The organism is Nitrospiraceae bacterium, from assembly GCA_035623075.1.
GTDB lineage: Bacteria > Nitrospirota > Nitrospiria > Nitrospirales > Nitrospiraceae > DASPUC01.
In genome coordinates, this window is sequence record DASPUC010000026.1 from 143632 (window position 1) to 160642 (window position 17011).

Genomic DNA, 17011 nt, shown 5'->3' on the forward strand with positions numbered 1-17011 from the left:
ACGTTGGTCGTAGATCGCTGTATCAACTCGAGGCGTCATTTGGCATCAACATCATGAAGGAGGAACCTATGAGACAGCGCATTGGTCGATCGCTCGGGACCACGGTCGCGATACTGGCCCTGGGCATTCTTTTGCTTTGGGGTGGTCAGGCCTTGACAGCTTCGTCTGCATCCAGTTCTGGCGCCCCACTTACCGCTCCCAACGCCGTGACGACGACGGCATTACTGTCCAACGGCTTTGCGGAGGTCGCGAAAGCAGTCACGCCGACCGTGGTAAACATCACGACTGTCACGGCCGAAAAGATTTCTGACGGCCCTTCGATGTCGGACGAGTTGCGCGAGCGAATGGAAGAATTCTTCGGTGGACCAAGAGGTCCCTTCGGCCCTCGCGGATTCCGAAGCCCGCAAGGTCCCGGTGAGCCGCGAGGCCATCGTGGCGGCGGTCAGGGATCCGGTGTCATCGTTTCGACAGATGGGTACGTACTGACCAACAACCACGTGATTGATGGAGCGCGTGAGGTGACGGTCACGCTGCCGGACAAACGGGAATTCAAGGGCAAGATTGTAGGAGCTGATCCGAAAACCGATCTGGCTGTCGTCAAAATCGATGGCGAAAACCTCCCTGTTGTCGCCTGGGGCGATTCTTCGAAGTTACAGGTCGGCGAGTATGTCCTGGCGGTCGGGAACCCGTTTGGGCTGAACTCGACCGTCACCCTTGGCATCGTCAGCGCGTTGGGGAGAGGTCGCATGGGGATCACGCAGTACGAAGATTTCATTCAAACCGACGCGGCGATTAATCCGGGCAACTCAGGCGGGGCCCTCGTCAACACGAGTGGTGAATTGGTTGGGATCAACACCGCAATCTTTTCACAAACCGGCGGTTATCAGGGGGTGGGCTTTGCCGTCCCAACCAGCATGAGCAAGCCGATCTATCAAAGCCTGATTAAGCATGGGAAAGTCATACGAGGTTACCTCGGCATCGGCATTCAAGACCTCAATCAGGACCTGGCTAAGTCATTCAACATGAGAGACGCCAAAGGAGCCCTCGTCAGTGAAGTCAAGGAGGATAGCCCGGCCGACCAGGCAGGTCTTAAGCAGGGCGACATCATCGTGACCTATCAGGGCTCGTCCGTGGAAGACGCAGTGGCCCTGCAACGACTGGTGACGAGAACCGCAGTCGGCGCGAAGGTCCCAGTCAGGGTGATTCGTGACGGCCATGAAAAGGATCTTACGGTCACGATTGGGGAACAGCCTGAGACCACCAAAATCGCCAAAGCAGAGATGGGTGAGGCGGACTATGCCTTCGCTGGAGTGGCTGTCCAGGATCTCGACCAAGACACGGCCAAAGAACTCGGGATGAAGGGGAAAGCCACCGGCGTGGTGGTGACGAGCGTCGAACCAGACAGCGGTGCGGACAAGGCGGGTCTGATGCCTGGTGACGTGATCAGAGAGATCAATCGTCAACCGGTGAAATCCGTCAAGGACTTTGAAAAGGTTTCGTCCCGTGTCAAGAAAGGTGAGAACGTGTTGCTTCTGATCAACCGGCGCGGCGCAGCTCTGTTCTTATCCGCAAAAGCGTAAACGCAGAAATGGAGCAGGGCTCGGGGAACCGGGCCCTGCATTATCCGAAGCTCCCCCTTTCAATATCTCCGCTAGTCAAAGACAACCGTTTTTCTCCCATACACCAAGACGCGATGCTCGATGTGTCGGCGCACAGCCCTGGCCAGCACAATCTCCTCGAGATCTCGTCCCTTCCTCACAAGATCTTCGACCGTATCCCGGTGGCCGACCCGGATCACGTCCTGTTCGATAATAGGACCTTCATCCAGATCTTCTGTCGCATAGTGGGCCGTCGCTCCAACAATCTTCACGCCTCTGTCATAAGCCTGCCGATAGGGATTGGCTCCGATAAAGGCCGGCAAGAACGAATGGTGAATGTTGATGACAGGGCAGCCTACATGAGCGAGAAAGCCGGCACTGAGAATCTGCATGTAGCGAGCCATCACCACGAGCTCGACACGATGTTCCTTCAAAACAGACAGTACGTGTTGCTCCTGTTGGGGTTTCGTCTCTTTCGTGACCGGACAGACCACGAAGGGGATGTTGAACAGCTCGGTCCACGAGACACAGGTCTCATGATTGGAAATAATGACAGGGATGTCGACATGCAACTCGTCTCGCTTCTGCCGCTGAAGCAGATCGGCCAGGCAATGGTCCTGTTTTGAAACAAGCATTCCGACTCTTGTACGATGGCTGGTCCGATGGACTTCGAACCGCATCTCGAAGACCTTGGCGATAGAGGCGAACGCGACCGGAATATCGTCAGGTGGAATCTGCAACCCATCGGTGGCAAATTCCATCCGCATCAGAAAATCGTTGGTTTCTTCATCCGTGTGATGATCCGAATCGAGGATGTTACCGCCGAAGTCGTGAATAAACCCGGAGACACGGGCCACGATGCCCTTGCGATCTTTACAGTGGATCAGAAGGACAACGGAATCTCTTCTAGTCGACATGCACTCTCGACGACTCCATGAATGGAGTGATGGGTTGCGCAGGGGATGAAGAACCACGTGATGAGATGAGGGCCACCCTTAGCCGACGACGTGGCCTACGAGGTCGTATACAGCGGCATCGGTGATGGCGACTTTGACCATTGCACCCGGCGCAGGAACAGTCGTGTCTTGGCGTACGCGTGGCGGATGGGCGAGGCTGTCGGCCGCATCGTTGATGTACACGACCCCGTCGATTTCCGGAGCGAGTCCTTCATGGCGACCTTCCAGCAACCATTCGGTTTCTTCGGAGACACCATCAACTAACACGTCCACGACTTCACCGATGCGCGCACGTCCCTTCGCAGCGGTAATGCCTTCCTGCAATGCCAGGATTTCATTCCGACGGTCCTCCATCACCGATCGGTCAACTTTTCCGTTAAGCGAGGTAGCTGGTGTATCCTCCTCGTCCGAATACAGAAATACCGCAACCCGATCGAACTCCGTCTCTCGGACGTAGGATTTCAATTCCTCGAAGGCCTCCTCTGTTTCTCCCGGAAACCCCACGATGAACGCGGTGCGAAATGTCACGCCGGGAATGCGCATACGGATTCGCTCGACGAGCGAGGCAATCGCTCTGCGGTCTCCCAATCGGTGCATCCGTTTGAGCATCCGATCATTGATGTGTTGGAGTGGCATATCGATATACTTCGTGATTTTCTCCTCACTCGCATAGAGATCCAGCAAGTCGTCGGTGACTTGCTGCGGGTAGAGATAGAATGGCCTGATCCACCGGAGGCCCTCCACTTTCACGAGCTCTCGTAACAGCGTGACCAATCCGTGCCGCACACCAAGATCGACTCCGTAGTTCACCGTGTCTTGAGAAATCAGGTTGATCTCTTTTACTCCTCCTGCAGCCAGTCCCCTGGCCTCTGCCACAATCGAGTCCACCGGCCGGCTGCGCTGCTTACCCCTCATGATCGGGATCGCGCAGAACGCGCAGTTTCGATTACACCCTTCGGCAATCTTCACATAGGCGCTGTGAGCCTTTCCCAGCCGCAGGCGAGGAGCGTCCGCGTCATACAAATATGGAGGCTCGCTGATCCAGAGACGCCGCTGCCGCCTTTTTGGCGCAAGGAGGGCCCGGCAGATCTCTGCAATTCTGCCAAACTCACCGGTCCCCACGACGCCATCAAGCTCCGGCAATTCTTTGATCAGATCGCGTTGGTAGCGTTGCGCCAGACAGCCGGCAGCAATCAGTACTCTGCAGGACCCGGACCGTTTGAGCTTGCCATGCTCGATGATCGAATTGATCGATTCCTGCTTGGCCTCTTCGATGAAACCGCAGGTGTTAATAATGACGACCTCGGCCTTCTGCGGGTCGCCGGTCAGTTCGAACCCGTCCTGAACGAGGGTGCCTAGCATGATTTCGGAATCGACCTGATTCTTGGAACAACCCAGATTCACAAAGCCGATGGTGGTTGCACCAGTGGCGGTGTTTCGGACCGGGTGTTTTCGACGAACCTGAATAAGCGACGTGGTCATAGCACATCAGTCTACGGGACCGTCAAAAAGCCTGTCAATTGAGAGGACTTGCGCGCCACCGCTTGGTTCCCCTACAGTGCAACCCATGATCCGCACGTTTCACGGCATAAAACCTACCATTCCGAAATCCTGTTTCATTGAAGACACCGGTGTGGTGATCGGCGACGTGGTGATGGGAGAAAACTGCAGCGTGTGGTTCCACGCCGTCATTCGAGGAGACGTGCACTTCATCCGAATCGGAGACCGCACCAACGTACAGGATCTCTGTACGTTGCATGTCACCCACGACACGCACCCGCTCATCATCGGGAGCGACGTGACGATCGGCCACAACGTGATCCTCCACGGTTGTACCATCAAGGATCGGGTGTTGATCGGAATGGGCGCCGTCATTATGGACGGGGCCGTGATTGGAGAAGACTCGGTCGTGGGTGCTGGTGCACTCGTGACCGAAGGGACGGTCGTGCCGGCGAAAAGCCTGATCCTCGGCTCACCCGCCAAGGTGAAACGAGCTGTCACCGAACACGAACTGGTGTGGATCAAGGAATCAGCGGACAACTACGTCAACTATGCGAGTCAGTATCTCGGCGATCCAGAAAAGGCAAGAACCGGCTTTCAGTTCTAATATTCCGACCTTTTGCCTCGATCCTCATCTCACTTCCCAATCTTGATGAAACAAATCGGGTCGCCGACAAGTGCCGTTGCATACTGTCGGCGCTCGACCCGATAGGGAATCTTGTGACGATGACACCACTCGGCGATCCAGACGACTTCTTCTGTGGAGGTCGTGACAAGCCCCGGCCTTATAAGCTTCGGCATGCACCGATCGACAATCTTGCGAACCTTCCGGCGCTCCTTCTCGAATTTGTGCGAGTCGAAGGTTACAGGGTCGGCCCGTCCGTATGAGAGCCGTGACACATAGGGAAAGCGTTCCGGATCATTGAGAACGCTCACGATCCAGAGATGATCGAACCTTCCTTGTGCTGCTGTCGCATCACGCGCTAGAAATGTCACGGGCGATAGCCGGCAGGCACGATTGAGTATCGTGACCTCCGATCGGCGAAGGTTATACGGCTCGACCACCCGCTGAAGTTCGAGCGTTTCAACCAATAGCACGGGCAGCTCTGCCACGCCAGCCCCGACGTATAGGCTCCAGCCACCGCGCGCAAGCTTGGCCCGCAAGGCCACGGCTACGAGACTACCTAAACGCTGACAGGGCCGTCGCTTTACGCGCCAAAATTCCTCTCCGCCCTCATAGCAATACACATCACCGAGGGCACGATAGTCGAGCCGCCCATATACCCGAGCGATTGTCCGCCGGGTGCCCTTGCTCAGGGATCGTGACACAGACCTTCTCATCTCACTCCGGCCAGCTCCGCTGTCACGGCCGTGACGGTATCAATCACCCCGACGAGAAATCGCACATTCAGCGTCTCGACCGTATCGGTTTCTCGATGGTAGTGGGGATTGCGGAAGTTCGCCGTGTCGGTCAGCATGACAGCCGGGTAGTTAGCATCCCAGAACGAGGCATGGTCACTTCGCCTCGTATGGGGGAGGACTTCGCCGCATCCCGGTACGATCAAGGATTGGGTTTTCAGTGCAGGTGCGCGAGACGTGGCACTCCGCTCGATGGCTTGAACGAGATCACGCGCGGTCTCGTTCCCCACGATCGCCAAAAAATCTCCCACGGTCGGAACAGCCTGCGGCACACCGGGCGGAACCTGCTGTGACGCGGGCCGGTTCGAAGAAAATCCCACACATTCCAGAATAATCACGCCTGCGAGCGCTTGGCCATCGGCTTTCAATCGAGCTGCGAGGGCTCGACTGCCCAAACGATCCTGTTCTTCCAAGCAGAAGCCCACCAACCAGACCGGCCGGGAAAACGCAAACTTTCGCAGTCGCGCGGCCATTTCGAGCAGCACCGCGAGTCCGCTGGCGTTATCGTCGGCCCCCGGTGAGTCTGGTACAGTATCGTAATGTGCGCCGATCAGAAGGGGGGACGAATAGGCTCCGCGGAGACAACGAGATGGAGTCTTGACGGCGACAATGTTCCGATAGGTTTCGCCCAACGCGCTGAATGATTGGTGGGAAACGTTCCATCCCGACTTCGCAAACTGGGTGGCGAGATAGTGTGCGGTCTTCTTGAGTGCGCGTGGACTCCGCTCGGGATGGCGCTCGCCAACGAGCGATTGGAGATACCGGCTAATTCGGAAATGTGCTGGTGACACAAGAAGGGCCAGACGGGGCTGAAGCGTTAGGCGACGATTTCGGTCCCGATCCCTTTGTGGGTAAATACCTCAAGAAGAATCGCGTGCGAGATTCGTCCGTCGATGATATGGGCTTTGCCGACTCCGCCAGCCAACGCATCCAGACAGGCATGGACCTTGGGCAGCATCCCTTCGCTGATCGTCCCCCTCTTGACCATCCGCTGAACATCCTTTCGTGAAACGGTCGACAGGTGGCGGCCCTTGGCGTCACGGATACCTTTAACATCCGTCATCACAACCAGTTTTTCAGCCGTCAAGGCTCCTGCGATCGCCCCAGCGACGAGATCAGCGTTAATATTGTACGTGTTGCCTTCCCGGTCCGTTCCGATCGGAGCGATGACAGGGATGTAATGGTCCTGCTGGAGCTTCAGCACTAAGCTCGGGTCCACAGATTGGACTTCCCCGACAAGCCCGAAATCTTCTCCATCCTCTTCGCCGTCGTCCAGATCTTTTTCTAGACTTTCGGCCCACGCCTTGGCGGTGAGCGGGCGTGTCAGCATCAGACCCCCGTCTTTGCCACTCAATCCCACGGCGCGACCACCATGGCGATTCAAGAGATCGACGATTTCCATGTTGATCTTCCCGGCCAAGACCATTTCCACGATTTCCATGGTGGCTTCATCGGTGACCCGGACACCATGTCGGAACTTGGGTTCGATGCCCAACCGGTCCAGCATCTTGTCGATTTGTGGCCCACCGCCATGAACGATGACCGGATTCAGGCCGACATACTTGAGCAGGACAACGTCTTGTGCGAACCGCTCCTTAAGCGACGCATCCGTCATCGCGTGGCCGCCGTACTTAATAACGATCGTCTTGCCCCGGAAGGTTCGGATGTAGGGCAACGCCTCGATGAGGACGTTTGCTTTCTTGATCAGTTTGTTCATTGTTCGCCCCAACTCTCAGCGTCCAACCATCGGCCCCCGTCTTTACCTCAAGACCGGTTGCTGGCTGGGAAGTGGCCGTCGACAACTCGTTGCTGGATGCAGCGGCTCACTCCTTGGCCGCGGCGATTCTATCAATTTCTCCGAGAAATACAATCCCAGTCGATCCATTTGGGTGGCAGAGGCAGGGACATCAGCTTCGCCGAGACGAGTTCTTGTGGTCAGTGGTCGATAGATCGTCATCTCTTGCCTTCCTTGGCGAGCCCACTTTTCATGGCGCGTCCGGCTCGCGGGTGAGTCTTGTCGTACAAGGCAAGGAGTTGGTCCATAGCGACGTGCGTATATTTCTGCGTGGTACTGAGCGAGGCATGTCCCAGCATTTCCTGGATGGCTCGCAAGTCGGCTCCCTCGTCGAGAAGATGCGTCGCAAACGAATGGCGCAACGTGTGCGGACTCACCGGACCGCCAGGAAGCGCGCGCGAGTATCGCGCCACAAGTCGGGCGACACTGCGCGCTGTCAGTCTTCCCCCGCGGCTGTTGCAGAAGAGTGCCGTCCTGTTGAGATTTGAATGCCGAACGTTGGGGTTTGAGGCGAGCCAGACTCTATATTGTCGGATGGCCTCCACCGCCAAATCTCCGATCGGCACAATCCGCTCTTTTCGACCCTTCCCCTGCAGACGGACAAGCCCTTCCTTTGATCTGAGGTCCTCCAAATTGATCCCTACCAATTCGCTGACGCGGGCACCGGTCGAGTAGAGGGTTTCGAGAATTGCGCGATCGCGTAATGACCAGCCGGCCGTCGTATCAGGAAACTCCAGCAACGCCTGGGCCTCGTCTTTCGTTAAGACACGGGGGAGCTGTTTCGGTTGTTTCGGCGACCTGACATCCTCGGCGGGGTTTTGTGGAACAACCCCTTCTCGCTGGAGATACCGAAAGAAGCTGCGGAGGCAGGCGAGCTTTCTCGCTAAGGTGGTGCGTTTCTCGTGCTTGCGATCCAGCCACCGAAGATAAGCGCGGATACTATCAGATTGTACAGCGGCAGGTTCAATAGGTTGAATTCCCGCGGAACCAGCGGTCAGGAAGGAAGCAAATTGCCGGAGGTCGGACGCATAATTCCGCAGCGTTTCTCGTGATGCCCCCCGCTCAACATCGAGAAACGTCAGGAAAGCCCGAACTGCTTTATCCATGTGGACAGGTCCTCGAGAGCGCGTTGCCCCAACAGCCGCCGCTTTTGTTCCTTATCGCGAACGGGAGTCGCCAGGGGCGGGAAGAGCCCGTAGTTGATATTCATCGGTTGAAAATAACGGGGATCCGTCGCCGTGATGTGAGACACGAGACAACCATGCGCGGTGGTCGAAGGCGGCGTGACAAGAGGAAGCCCCGCAAGCCCGCGGGCGGCATTGATGCCGGCAAGCCCTCCCATCGCCGCAGAATCCGTGTATCCCTCCACACCAACCAACTGCCCAGCAAAGAATAAAGTTTCTCGTTCCTTGAACTGGAGTGTGTTGCGCAGCAGTTGCGGAGCGTTGATAAAGGTGTTGCGATGCAGGCTGCCATAGCGGAGGAACTCGGCCTGTTCAAGACCGGGGATCATTCGGAACACCCGCTTTTGTTCCCCGTAGGTCAATTTCGTCTGGAAGCCGACCAGGTTGTAGCAGGAACGATGCGCATTCTCCGTCCGTAACTGTACGACGGCGTAAGGCTTCGTGCCTGTTTTGGGATCTTCCAATCCCACCGGCTTCAAGGGGCCGAATTGCATTGTCTGCCGTCCTCGCTCGGCCATCACTTCAATCGGAATACAGCCCTCGAAGTAAGGCGTCTTTTCGAAGTCTTTCGGCTGGACCTTCTCTGCCGCGAGCAAGGCTTCGTAGAAATTGTTGTATGTCGTCTCGTCCATGGGACAGTTCAGATAATCGTCGCCACCCTTGTCATAACGTGAGGCGCGGAACACGATATCCATATCGACGGAATCGGCGTCGACAATCGGAGAAATGGCATCGTAAAAATACAGATGTTTGGTTTGGGTCAGTCGGGCAATGGCCTGGGACAGCTTATCGGACGTCAAAGGACCAGTAGCCACCACGCAGAGGCAGTCCGTCGGAATGTCGGGAATTTCTTCTCGCAGAATGCGAATATGAGGATGGCTCTCCAGAGCTTGGGTGATCCTGAAGGAAAACAGCTCTCGGTCAACGGCCAAGGCCGAACCGGCCGGAACGCGAGATTGATCGGCCGCCCGCATAATTAGCGAGTTGAGACGGCGCATTTCCTCCTTCAAGATTCCTGGGGCATTTTGTAGGTCCACTGAGCCGAGTGAATTGGAGCAGACGAGTTCCGCTAGTCCACCGGTTTTATGAGCCGGCGTCATTTCTTTTGGACGCATCTCGTAGAGCGTGACTTTGGCCCCTCGATTAGCGGCCTGCCAGGCCGCTTCCGATCCAGCAAGCCCTCCACCGATGATGACGACGTCATCCCGCACTGCGCGAAGCTCCATGAGGGAAAAACTGCGAGAGAAGGCATTGTAGGAACCGCGTTTTCGGGAAGTCAAGGCGAGCTGAATGTAGGGACGAGGCAAAGGGTATGAAGCTAGAGGTTCCTCCTTGAAATCTCTAACTGCAAACCCCTCGATCAAGTTACCCGCTGTGTTGATCCCTTTTGAAGCACCATGCTAGACTCGCGCACCGTGGGCGATTAGCTCAGTGGGAGAGCGCTTCCTTCACACGGAAGAGGCCACAGGTTCGATACCTGTATCGCCCACCATCTTTTCAACCACTTCCGAGACAGCGCTCTTCGACGTCCTCAGCACTGTGGTCGATTTTGTGTCACGGTGCCCGCGTCGGTCCAGAACATCCACCCCATCCCGCAAGCTCTCCGGGTAGTGATGGGCATACCGTTGCGTCATCATCGAAGACTTGTGCCCGAGGAGCCGCTGCACCTTGTACAGATCGATCCCGGATTGAACCAGCCGGGTCGCGAAGGTATGCCGGAGGTCGTGGAAATGACAATCGACGATGCCAGCCTTGGCCATCGCAGGCCGCAGAGCCCGTCGAAGATGGTTTGGATCAATAGGTGTGCCGGCCATACTCGGAAACACGAGACTTGTTTTCAGGTGGCGCACCTTGGCCTTCTCCGTGAGGAGAGCCATCACGGTCTGATTCAACGGCACCGTGCGTCGCTCCCCATTCTTCGATCGAAACACCGTCACCGTTCTCCGGAACAGATCAACTCCGCTCCACGTCAGCGCCAGGATCTCACCCAGGCGCATCCCGGTATGGAGAGCAAACACCACCAGTTCCCGCAGCCACGACGGGCAGGCGGCGAGTAATCGCGTCTCCTCATCTTCCGTCAGCCAGCGTTCTCGCTTGTTCGCGCCCTTTTCTAGGGACACCCGGCTGACCGGATTATCACGGCACCACTCCCACTCCCGCTTGGCGAGATTGAAGGCCTTTCTCAAACAGGTCAACTCTCGGTTGATCGAGGCGGCCTTCACCCCAGCCGCGTAGCGTCTGCTCTTGTAGTCAACGATCAGCTTGGGCGTGATCTGCGCCAAGGTCCGATCGCCAAAGAAATCCCGGAAGTGTTTGACGAACACCTGACAACTCTGTCGACTGGCCAGCTTGATCATATGTTCCCGTTCAAAGCGATCCATCAGATCATCGAAGGTCCGCGTCCTTTCCTCCAAGCTGTCAAAATACTGCCCTTCGATAAGCTGAATCTTGACCTTGGCCAGGATCGACCCGGCCATGGCTTGATTGGTCGTCCCCGTAGACCGGCGTATCCGTTGACCCTGAAACATGAAATTCATCCACCAGACCTTACCTCGTTTAACGAGCCCCATCGTCTCCCTCCTTTCCCGTTGGGCTCGCTATTGGTCTGGTTTCCCCGTGGCGGGGATTATAGGCATCCCGCCTGGCGCGAGCAATGACTCGGCTAAGGTCAAACCCAGTTACACGCATGCGGTGCACGGGCCGGTCTTTAACTGGTTTTCGACAACTCTCTAGCCAATGGTCAATGTCATCCTTCCGGAAGCGCAGAAGGCCATGAATCTTCAGACAGGGAATTCGTCCCTGTGCCGCCCAGGCATAGAGGGTCGCCGGTTTGATTTGTAAGTGCTGGGCGAGAGCGTTGACGGTCATCAACATTGATGTCGTCTCGTGTGGACCTCATTAAGAGGGAATTTGCACAGGTATAGCGGAGACAGCATGAGTGATCAAAAATCCGACAACTAGGTCGCACGAGCATGTCGGGTCTTTGCTTCGAGGGCACTGCTTTGAAATAATCAACCCGATGAAGTATCGGCCAGAATCATGGCGTGACCGTCTCGAAGCCCAGGATGAAGACTCCCGAGCGTTCCTGCTATTGGGCCAAACGCTCGTGCAGCTGCTGGATCTTGCGGACAGGGGATTCGCACCTGAGGGAGCCCGCATTCTCATGGAGCAGGCGGCTTCAGTCGACTGGAGGAAAGCCTATCTCAACTCGCCGCAAGTGATGGCAGAGATGGCTAAGAGCATTGATCTCCCAGCGACTGCCGAACTTCCGAGCAACGACAAAGCCCTTGGGCCGGTGCTGCGAGAAACCATGGATCGGCTCAAAGGGTTCATGAAGCGGATTGATGGCCTGACAGACCAACGGACCGGTCTCTTTACTCACGCAGCGATGAAGACGAAAGAACTGAAACGGGTCATGGACGCTGTGCTACCCCAACTCGGGAGGTTTCTGATTGAACTGAAGGTCGCCACTGATCATGTGCTAGCCCTGATGATATGGAAGACGACTATGCGCGACCTGCTGATATCAGCTGAGGCGGGTGATGATACGGCGCTATGCAAGGTGCTCTCCGTGAATCCCTTGCTGGCCTATCACGCATCGATCGGGCAGCGCATCCAGCAGGCCACGGCACACCGAGAGCATCTCATCCTTCGCCAGATTCAGAAGGCAATTGCAAAGCGTCCCCCTCGTCACAAGAATGCCAAGGCGGGCTTCATCATGGCCGGCTTGTGGGAAGCGAGGTTGAAACGACTCCCCTCCAGACAGATTCAAGGGTTCCTACGAGACGTGGGGGCTTCGCAACGTCCCTTCCCCACAGGCCTTGGAACGGTGTGCACAACGGTTGGGACTCAAGAAGTATTGCACCGAGTCGCCAAGGATGGGGAATGAAGACGAATAAACACCAAACGCTGTTGTTAGTGAAATCCAAGCAAACGGTACGGGCCAGGGATCTCGTGGAGGCATTTGGCTACTCGGCCCCGACCGCACGCTCGTACCTTTCCCACCTCAAACGACAGGAATTGCTGGAACGATCAGAGAGGGGTCACGGGCTGACCGATAAAGGACTAGCGCGCCTCGAATTTTTCGACGTGAGTGGATGCGCCGATCCTGCCTGCCCACTCTGTCGACAGAAAGCCGGTCTGCTTACCTGTCCCCGCTGCAGCTATCAATTGTCGAAAGAGAAACTCCGTATTCTTCCCGAACAGGACTTCCTGGTGGTCGTGCGTCATGCCGGGGTTTACTGCCACCGGTGCTGGAAGCTCCTCTTCAGCGAAGCCCAGGCGCATTTGATGGGCATTCCCAAGGAGGCCGCATGAAAGTAGGATGGAGCATTACCCCGCTCGGTTGGATCCTAATTGTTGTCCTCGCTACCGTCCTCCTCTACCACATTGTCACCAAGCTGAAGCGTCCCCCCAAAGAAAATTACTAGACACATCAGCTCTGCCTTTAAGGCGTGAAGTGCTCCCTCCAGCGTTCTCGTTCGTTTCGTACTCCATGTGTCTTTCTGTGTGACTCCCTTTCATCAATGAGTGTTTAGGTGATCCCACATGAGCACCGATGGCGTGAAGAGAGAGTCCATCACGCACAACTAGCTTACGCGTGGTACGCGGCTTTACTCACTGTACTCGAAATCACAAGCTTACTCCGTAGGTAGGTGAGCAACTGACTAAACCAAAGGAATATGCTTTTCGAAACCGTCTGTCTTGGGATCTGTGTTGCTAAAGTCGGGATTTGATTGAGGTCAATTCAGCCCCCAACATTGATGCGAGTTTCACAGGTCTTACCCTAATTGCCACAGGTCTTGGGACCTGGGAGAGAGCGAGGCTAAGTGACATCTGAGCCGAAAATAGCCCTGCAATTCGACCGTTAAATCTCCCTCATCATTGTCTCTAAGAAGACCCGCCTGGCTAGGTCCAAAATCCCTCCGATAATTGACGATGAGACTCGGTCGATTTCTCAGGAAATTTGACTTATCCTTGAGCCAGTCCAAAAACAAATCCTTATGAGCCCCCTACCAAATCGCAGTGTCTCTCTGAAACACGATGGACCAGCGGGCCTGGTCGTCTTCCTGGTCGCACTTCCCCTGTGTCTGGGTATCGCCCACGCCTCCGGGGCGCCACTGTTCGCCGGTATCATTGCTGGAATTGTCGGCGGCTGCCTGATATCGATGTTATCCGGCTCGCAGGTCAGCGTCAGTGGTCCGGCCGCTGGGCTCGTCGTGATTGTTGTCACAGCCATTCAGACCCTGGGCTCCTATCAAGCGTTCCTGGCCGCGGTGGTCCTCTGCGGGGTGATTCAGATCGGGCTGGGAGTAGCGGGTGCCGGAGCCATCGGCGATTATGTGCCGAACTCCGTCATCAAGGGGATGCTCGCTGGGATCGGGTTGGTGATCGTGCTCAAGCAGATTCCGCATGCGCTTGGCCAGGATCTCGACTGGATCGGCGACTTGAGCTTTCTGGAAGCTGACCACGCGAACACGCTGTCGGCTATCTTCACCGCCGCCGTTCATGTGCTCGACGGTCCGCTCGTGATTTCAGTGCTGAGTGTGGTCACCCTTATCGGCTGGGAGAAGCTGGCAAAAGGAGGGGCGCGCGTGTTCACGGTCGTGCCCGGCTCCGTCGTGGTCGTTGTGCTGGGAATTCTCGTGAATCAGGTCTTTCGAGTTGTGACTCCGGGACTGTACATCAGCGAGCCGCAGCACCTCGTGGACCTCCCGGTGGCCGAATCGTTCTCGGATCTGGTCCATCAGTTCACCGTCCCTGATTTTTCCGCGGTTGCAGACCCAAACTTGTGGGCGATCGGTCTGACGCTGGCTATTGTCGCCAGCATTGAAAGCTTGTTGTCGCTCGAAGCAGCCGATCGCCTCGATCCGTTCAAGCGGATCTCGCCCCCCAGTCGGGAACTCTGGGCGCAGGGGGCAGGCAACGTGGTCTCAGGGCTTCTGGGCGGCTTACCTGTGACCAGCGTTGTCATTCGTACCTCCGCGAACGTCTATGCCGGTGCCCGGACCTGGGTCGCCGCCTTTGTTCATGGGCTCCTCTTGCTGGCGAGTGCCTTGCTGATCCCGCACCTGCTGAATCAGGTCCCCCTGGCCAGCCTGGCGGCGATCCTCATCATGGTGGGATACAAACTCACCAAACCGGCCGTGTACCAGTCCGTGTACCGACTGGGCATGACCCAGTTCATCCCCTTTCTCGTGACCGTGATGGCCATTGTGTTCACGGACCTTCTCAAGGGGGTCTTGCTAGGCTTGGCGTGCGGACTGTTTTTCGTCCTCAGGAGCAACCACCGCGACGCGGTCACGGTCGTCACCAGGAACAAGGCCTGCCTCATTCGTCTGAACAAAGACGTGACATTTCTCAATAAGAACGAACTCCGAACGAAACTGCGAGCCATCGAAGGCGGGACCGATGTGCTAATCGATGGAACGAAAGCCCCGTACATCGACCGCGACATTCTGGAAGTCGTGGAAGATTTTCAGAAGATGGCTGACCACCAAGGCATCTCGGTCGAGCTCAAACATGTGGCAGGAAAAACCCTCAGACCGGAGCGCTAACATGATGGACCCGTACGTCAAGCTCTTGCTATCGAACGAAGCCTGGGTGAAGGAGAAGCTAGCGCTGCGCGGAGATTTCTTTGAACGGGCGGTCAGCGGACAGAACCCGCAGTTTCTGTGGATCGGGTGCTCCGATTCGCGGGTGCCGCCTGAGGACATGACCGGGTCGGAGCCGGGGGAGCTGTTCGTCCATCGAAACATCGCCAATCAGGTGTCCGACCACGACGTGAGTGTCCTGAGCGTCCTCGAGTATGCGGTAGGGGTACTACAGGTGCAGCACATTATCGTGTGCGGGCATTATCAGTGCGGCGGGGTGTTCCACGCGATGCAACATGAGGACAGCGGCGTCATCGACCAATGGCTCACCCAAGTGAAGGCGATCCACCGCCGCCACGCGGGGGAACTCGATTGCATAGCAGACTCCGCGCTGTGCTTCGACCGCATGGTCGAGCTCAATGTTGCCGCGCAGGTAAGGAATGTCGCCCAGACGGCGATCGTGCAGAAAGCTTGGTCAGGAGACCGGGGGCCTCACCTGCATGGATGGGTCTATGATTTGCGGACGGGGACACTCAAGGAACTTGAGACGCTGACCGGCTCGGACAAGTCTAGTCCTGGATGAAGGTTACACTGAACCCCAAACCGCTCGCATCGGAGAGCTAACGGGATCGTACAGCTCGAGTCTCAAAAACAGTTGATTTTGATGCTAGGCTAGCGTAATGAAATCCTCCCGCGTCATCAAGGTGTTAGAGGATTATTTTTAAAATGCTTTTGCCCTAGATTCGAAGAATCGGAACTAAGGTGATACTGATGAAGGACTCGCGAGTTACCGTTCTATTTTTCCTATCCTGTTTCTTTGTGGCTGGATTGGCAACCCAGTTCATCTGGGCAGCCACGGGAGATGCCGCAAAAGGGAAGATAATCTATGACACCAACTGCTTGCCCTGTCATGGGGAGCGAGGAAAAGGAGACGGCCCCGTCGCTGCAACACTCCGGCCGTCACCGACTCCTTTGATCAGTCCGAAGACGCGGGTTAAATCTGATGGTGACCTGCTGACTATAATTAGGGATGGTCGGGCGGTGATGCCGGCTTGGAAAAACCGGCTCAAAGACCAAGATATTCAGGATGTGTTGGCCTACATACGGAGCCTGAGCGAGTAACTCTGTGCGTACGGTGCTAAAAACATCTTCGCTTTATGATTTGAACGAGGGGGAGGACTTGCGATAGACGTATCAATTTGACATGTTGTGTATACAGTCTAACTCGAAAGCAGAAAGGGGTAACCGCTATGGTTAGCAGTCGCGTATTGGGCATCTTTGGGATTGCAATGGGAACTACAATGTGGATATTGGCTTTATCCGTTCCGTCGCCTGTGTCGGCAAAAACCAAGATCAGCCCAGATGCCGAGATACATGCCGATCAAAAGAAGGTTCACGAAATAATAGCCACTTTCGAGAAGGCGGAGGACGCCCTTGAGGCAAGGAATCTAGAATCGCTTATGGCGCTCTATTCCAAAGACTATTCCTACCACGGCCTCACCAAGGATGACATCAGGAAAATATGGAAAGACCTATTTGCTCAGAGCCACCGTATAGCCAGTGAACATAGGTTCTCTAAGATCGTGGTAGCGGATGGTACGAACCCGAAAGCGGAAGTCACCTGCACCGGAAGCTTCTGGTCAACTTCGGATGAATCGGGGAAACGGGTGAACATTGACAGCTGGTACGAGGAAGTCCACTACATGGTTTATGAGGACGGAGCATGGAGGATTCGTGGTCATGCGGGTGAGGCCTCGAAAGACCCACTATTTGGGAAGACGCCGCACCCGTTGTTTTGAGCTAGCGATCAGCCTGTAAGTTCCCATGTGCTCATTTTGTGCTCAACTCCACCTCACTCCAGCTCATTCCAGCCTACTCCAGCCAAAGTTTGGATTTCGCGCAAACTTTGGCTGGAGTGGGCCTCAGTGAGCCTGAATAGGCTGGAGGAGGGTCCGGGACACGGTTT

Annotated in this window: 17 protein-coding genes and 1 tRNA gene; 9 read left to right on the top strand and 9 right to left on the bottom strand. The window is 56.1% G+C overall.

The annotated features are described in order from the left end of the window. Positions 1–68: 68 nt before the first annotated feature. Positions 69–1580 (top strand): DegQ family serine endoprotease, encoded by a 1512-nt coding sequence (locus tag VEI50_09285; GenBank protein ID HXX75310.1) that lies wholly within the window; start codon positions 69–71, stop codon positions 1578–1580. 71 nt (positions 1581–1651) lie between these two features. On the opposite strand, the gene purU is transcribed toward VEI50_09285, so the two are convergent. Both purU and rimO read right to left on the bottom strand, forming a co-directional pair. Then, entirely contained in the window at positions 1652–2515 is an 864-nt protein-coding gene (gene purU / locus VEI50_09290; protein HXX75311.1) for a formyltetrahydrofolate deformylase, read from the bottom strand. 78 nt (positions 2516–2593) lie between these two features. Then, a complete protein-coding gene (gene rimO, locus VEI50_09295) occupies positions 2594–4036 on the bottom strand; it encodes a 30S ribosomal protein S12 methylthiotransferase RimO (GenBank protein ID HXX75312.1) in 1443 nt (480 codons plus the stop codon). Positions 4037–4121: 85 nt separating this feature from the next. Here rimO and VEI50_09300 point away from each other — a divergent pair, with 85 nt between their 5' ends. Then, entirely contained in the window at positions 4122–4661 is a 540-nt protein-coding gene (locus tag VEI50_09300; protein ID HXX75313.1) for a gamma carbonic anhydrase family protein, read from the top strand. 29 nt (positions 4662–4690) lie between these two features. Here the strand turns inward: VEI50_09300 and VEI50_09305 are convergent, their stop codons facing one another. The 5 genes from VEI50_09305 to trmFO all read right to left on the bottom strand — a co-directional run bounded on the left by VEI50_09305 (position 4691) and on the right by trmFO (position 9678). Continuing rightward, a complete protein-coding gene (locus VEI50_09305) occupies positions 4691–5383 on the bottom strand; it encodes a hypothetical protein (protein ID HXX75314.1) in 693 nt (230 codons plus the stop codon). Positions 5384–5391: 8 nt separating this feature from the next. Then, positions 5392–6264 carry a M20/M25/M40 family metallo-hydrolase gene (locus tag VEI50_09310; protein ID HXX75315.1) on the bottom strand — a complete coding sequence of 291 codons (873 nt, stop codon included), beginning with the start codon at positions 6262–6264 and terminating at the stop codon, positions 5392–5394. A 26-nt stretch (positions 6265–6290) separates the two neighbouring features. Continuing rightward, positions 6291–7190 carry an acetylglutamate kinase gene (gene argB / locus VEI50_09315; protein ID HXX75316.1) on the bottom strand — a complete coding sequence of 300 codons (900 nt, stop codon included), beginning with the start codon at positions 7188–7190 and terminating at the stop codon, positions 6291–6293. Positions 7191–7426: 236 nt separating this feature from the next. Next, positions 7427–8374, bottom strand: a complete 948-nt coding sequence (gene xerC, locus VEI50_09320; protein HXX75317.1) for a tyrosine recombinase XerC — start codon at positions 8372–8374, stop codon at positions 7427–7429. After that, entirely contained in the window at positions 8347–9678 is a 1332-nt protein-coding gene (trmFO, locus tag VEI50_09325; GenBank protein HXX75318.1) for a methylenetetrahydrofolate--tRNA-(uracil(54)-C(5))-methyltransferase (FADH(2)-oxidizing) TrmFO, read from the bottom strand. Before trmFO ends, xerC begins: the two co-directional genes overlap by 28 nt. Positions 9679–9869: 191 nt before the next feature. Between trmFO and VEI50_09330 the strand changes: the two genes are divergently transcribed. Then, positions 9870–9944, top strand: a tRNA-Val gene (locus tag VEI50_09330). Here the strand turns inward: VEI50_09330 and VEI50_09335 are convergent. Together VEI50_09335 and VEI50_09340 are read right to left on the bottom strand one after the other, a co-directional pair. Beyond that, positions 9901–11022 carry a tyrosine-type recombinase/integrase gene (locus VEI50_09335; GenBank protein ID HXX75319.1) on the bottom strand — a complete coding sequence of 374 codons (1122 nt, stop codon included), beginning with the start codon at positions 11020–11022 and terminating at the stop codon, positions 9901–9903. The genes VEI50_09330 and VEI50_09335 overlap by 44 nt on opposite strands. Then, on the bottom strand, positions 11009–11326 hold the full coding sequence (locus tag VEI50_09340) for a helix-turn-helix domain-containing protein (protein ID HXX75320.1): 318 nt from the start codon (positions 11324–11326) through the stop codon (positions 11009–11011). The genes VEI50_09335 and VEI50_09340 overlap by 14 nt, the downstream gene beginning before the upstream one ends. A 145-nt stretch (positions 11327–11471) precedes the next feature. On the opposite strand from VEI50_09340, the gene VEI50_09345 reads away from it, so the two are divergent. The 6 genes from VEI50_09345 (at position 11472) to VEI50_09370 (ending at position 16844) form a co-directional block, all read left to right on the top strand. Continuing rightward, positions 11472–12341 carry a hypothetical protein gene (locus VEI50_09345; GenBank protein ID HXX75321.1) on the top strand — a complete coding sequence of 290 codons (870 nt, stop codon included), beginning with the start codon at positions 11472–11474 and terminating at the stop codon, positions 12339–12341. Further along, positions 12338–12769 carry a FaeA/PapI family transcriptional regulator gene (locus VEI50_09350; GenBank protein ID HXX75322.1) on the top strand — a complete coding sequence of 144 codons (432 nt, stop codon included), beginning with the start codon at positions 12338–12340 and terminating at the stop codon, positions 12767–12769. Before VEI50_09345 ends, VEI50_09350 begins: the two co-directional genes overlap by 4 nt. Before the next feature lie 686 nt (positions 12770–13455). Then, on the top strand, positions 13456–15009 hold the full coding sequence (locus VEI50_09355; protein ID HXX75323.1) for a SulP family inorganic anion transporter: 1554 nt from the start codon (positions 13456–13458) through the stop codon (positions 15007–15009). Position 15010: 1 nt separating this feature from the next. Then, the gene (locus tag VEI50_09360) at positions 15011–15628 is read left to right on the top strand and encodes a carbonic anhydrase (GenBank protein ID HXX75324.1); all 618 of its coding nucleotides are present in this window, start codon (positions 15011–15013) and stop codon (positions 15626–15628) included. A gap of 188 nt (positions 15629–15816) precedes the next feature. Beyond that, on the top strand, positions 15817–16167 hold the full coding sequence (locus tag VEI50_09365; protein HXX75325.1) for a cytochrome c: 351 nt from the start codon (positions 15817–15819) through the stop codon (positions 16165–16167). Positions 16168–16295: 128 nt separating this feature from the next. After that, on the top strand, positions 16296–16844 hold the full coding sequence (locus VEI50_09370; GenBank protein HXX75326.1) for a hypothetical protein: 549 nt from the start codon (positions 16296–16298) through the stop codon (positions 16842–16844). Positions 16845–17011 lie beyond the last annotated feature (167 nt).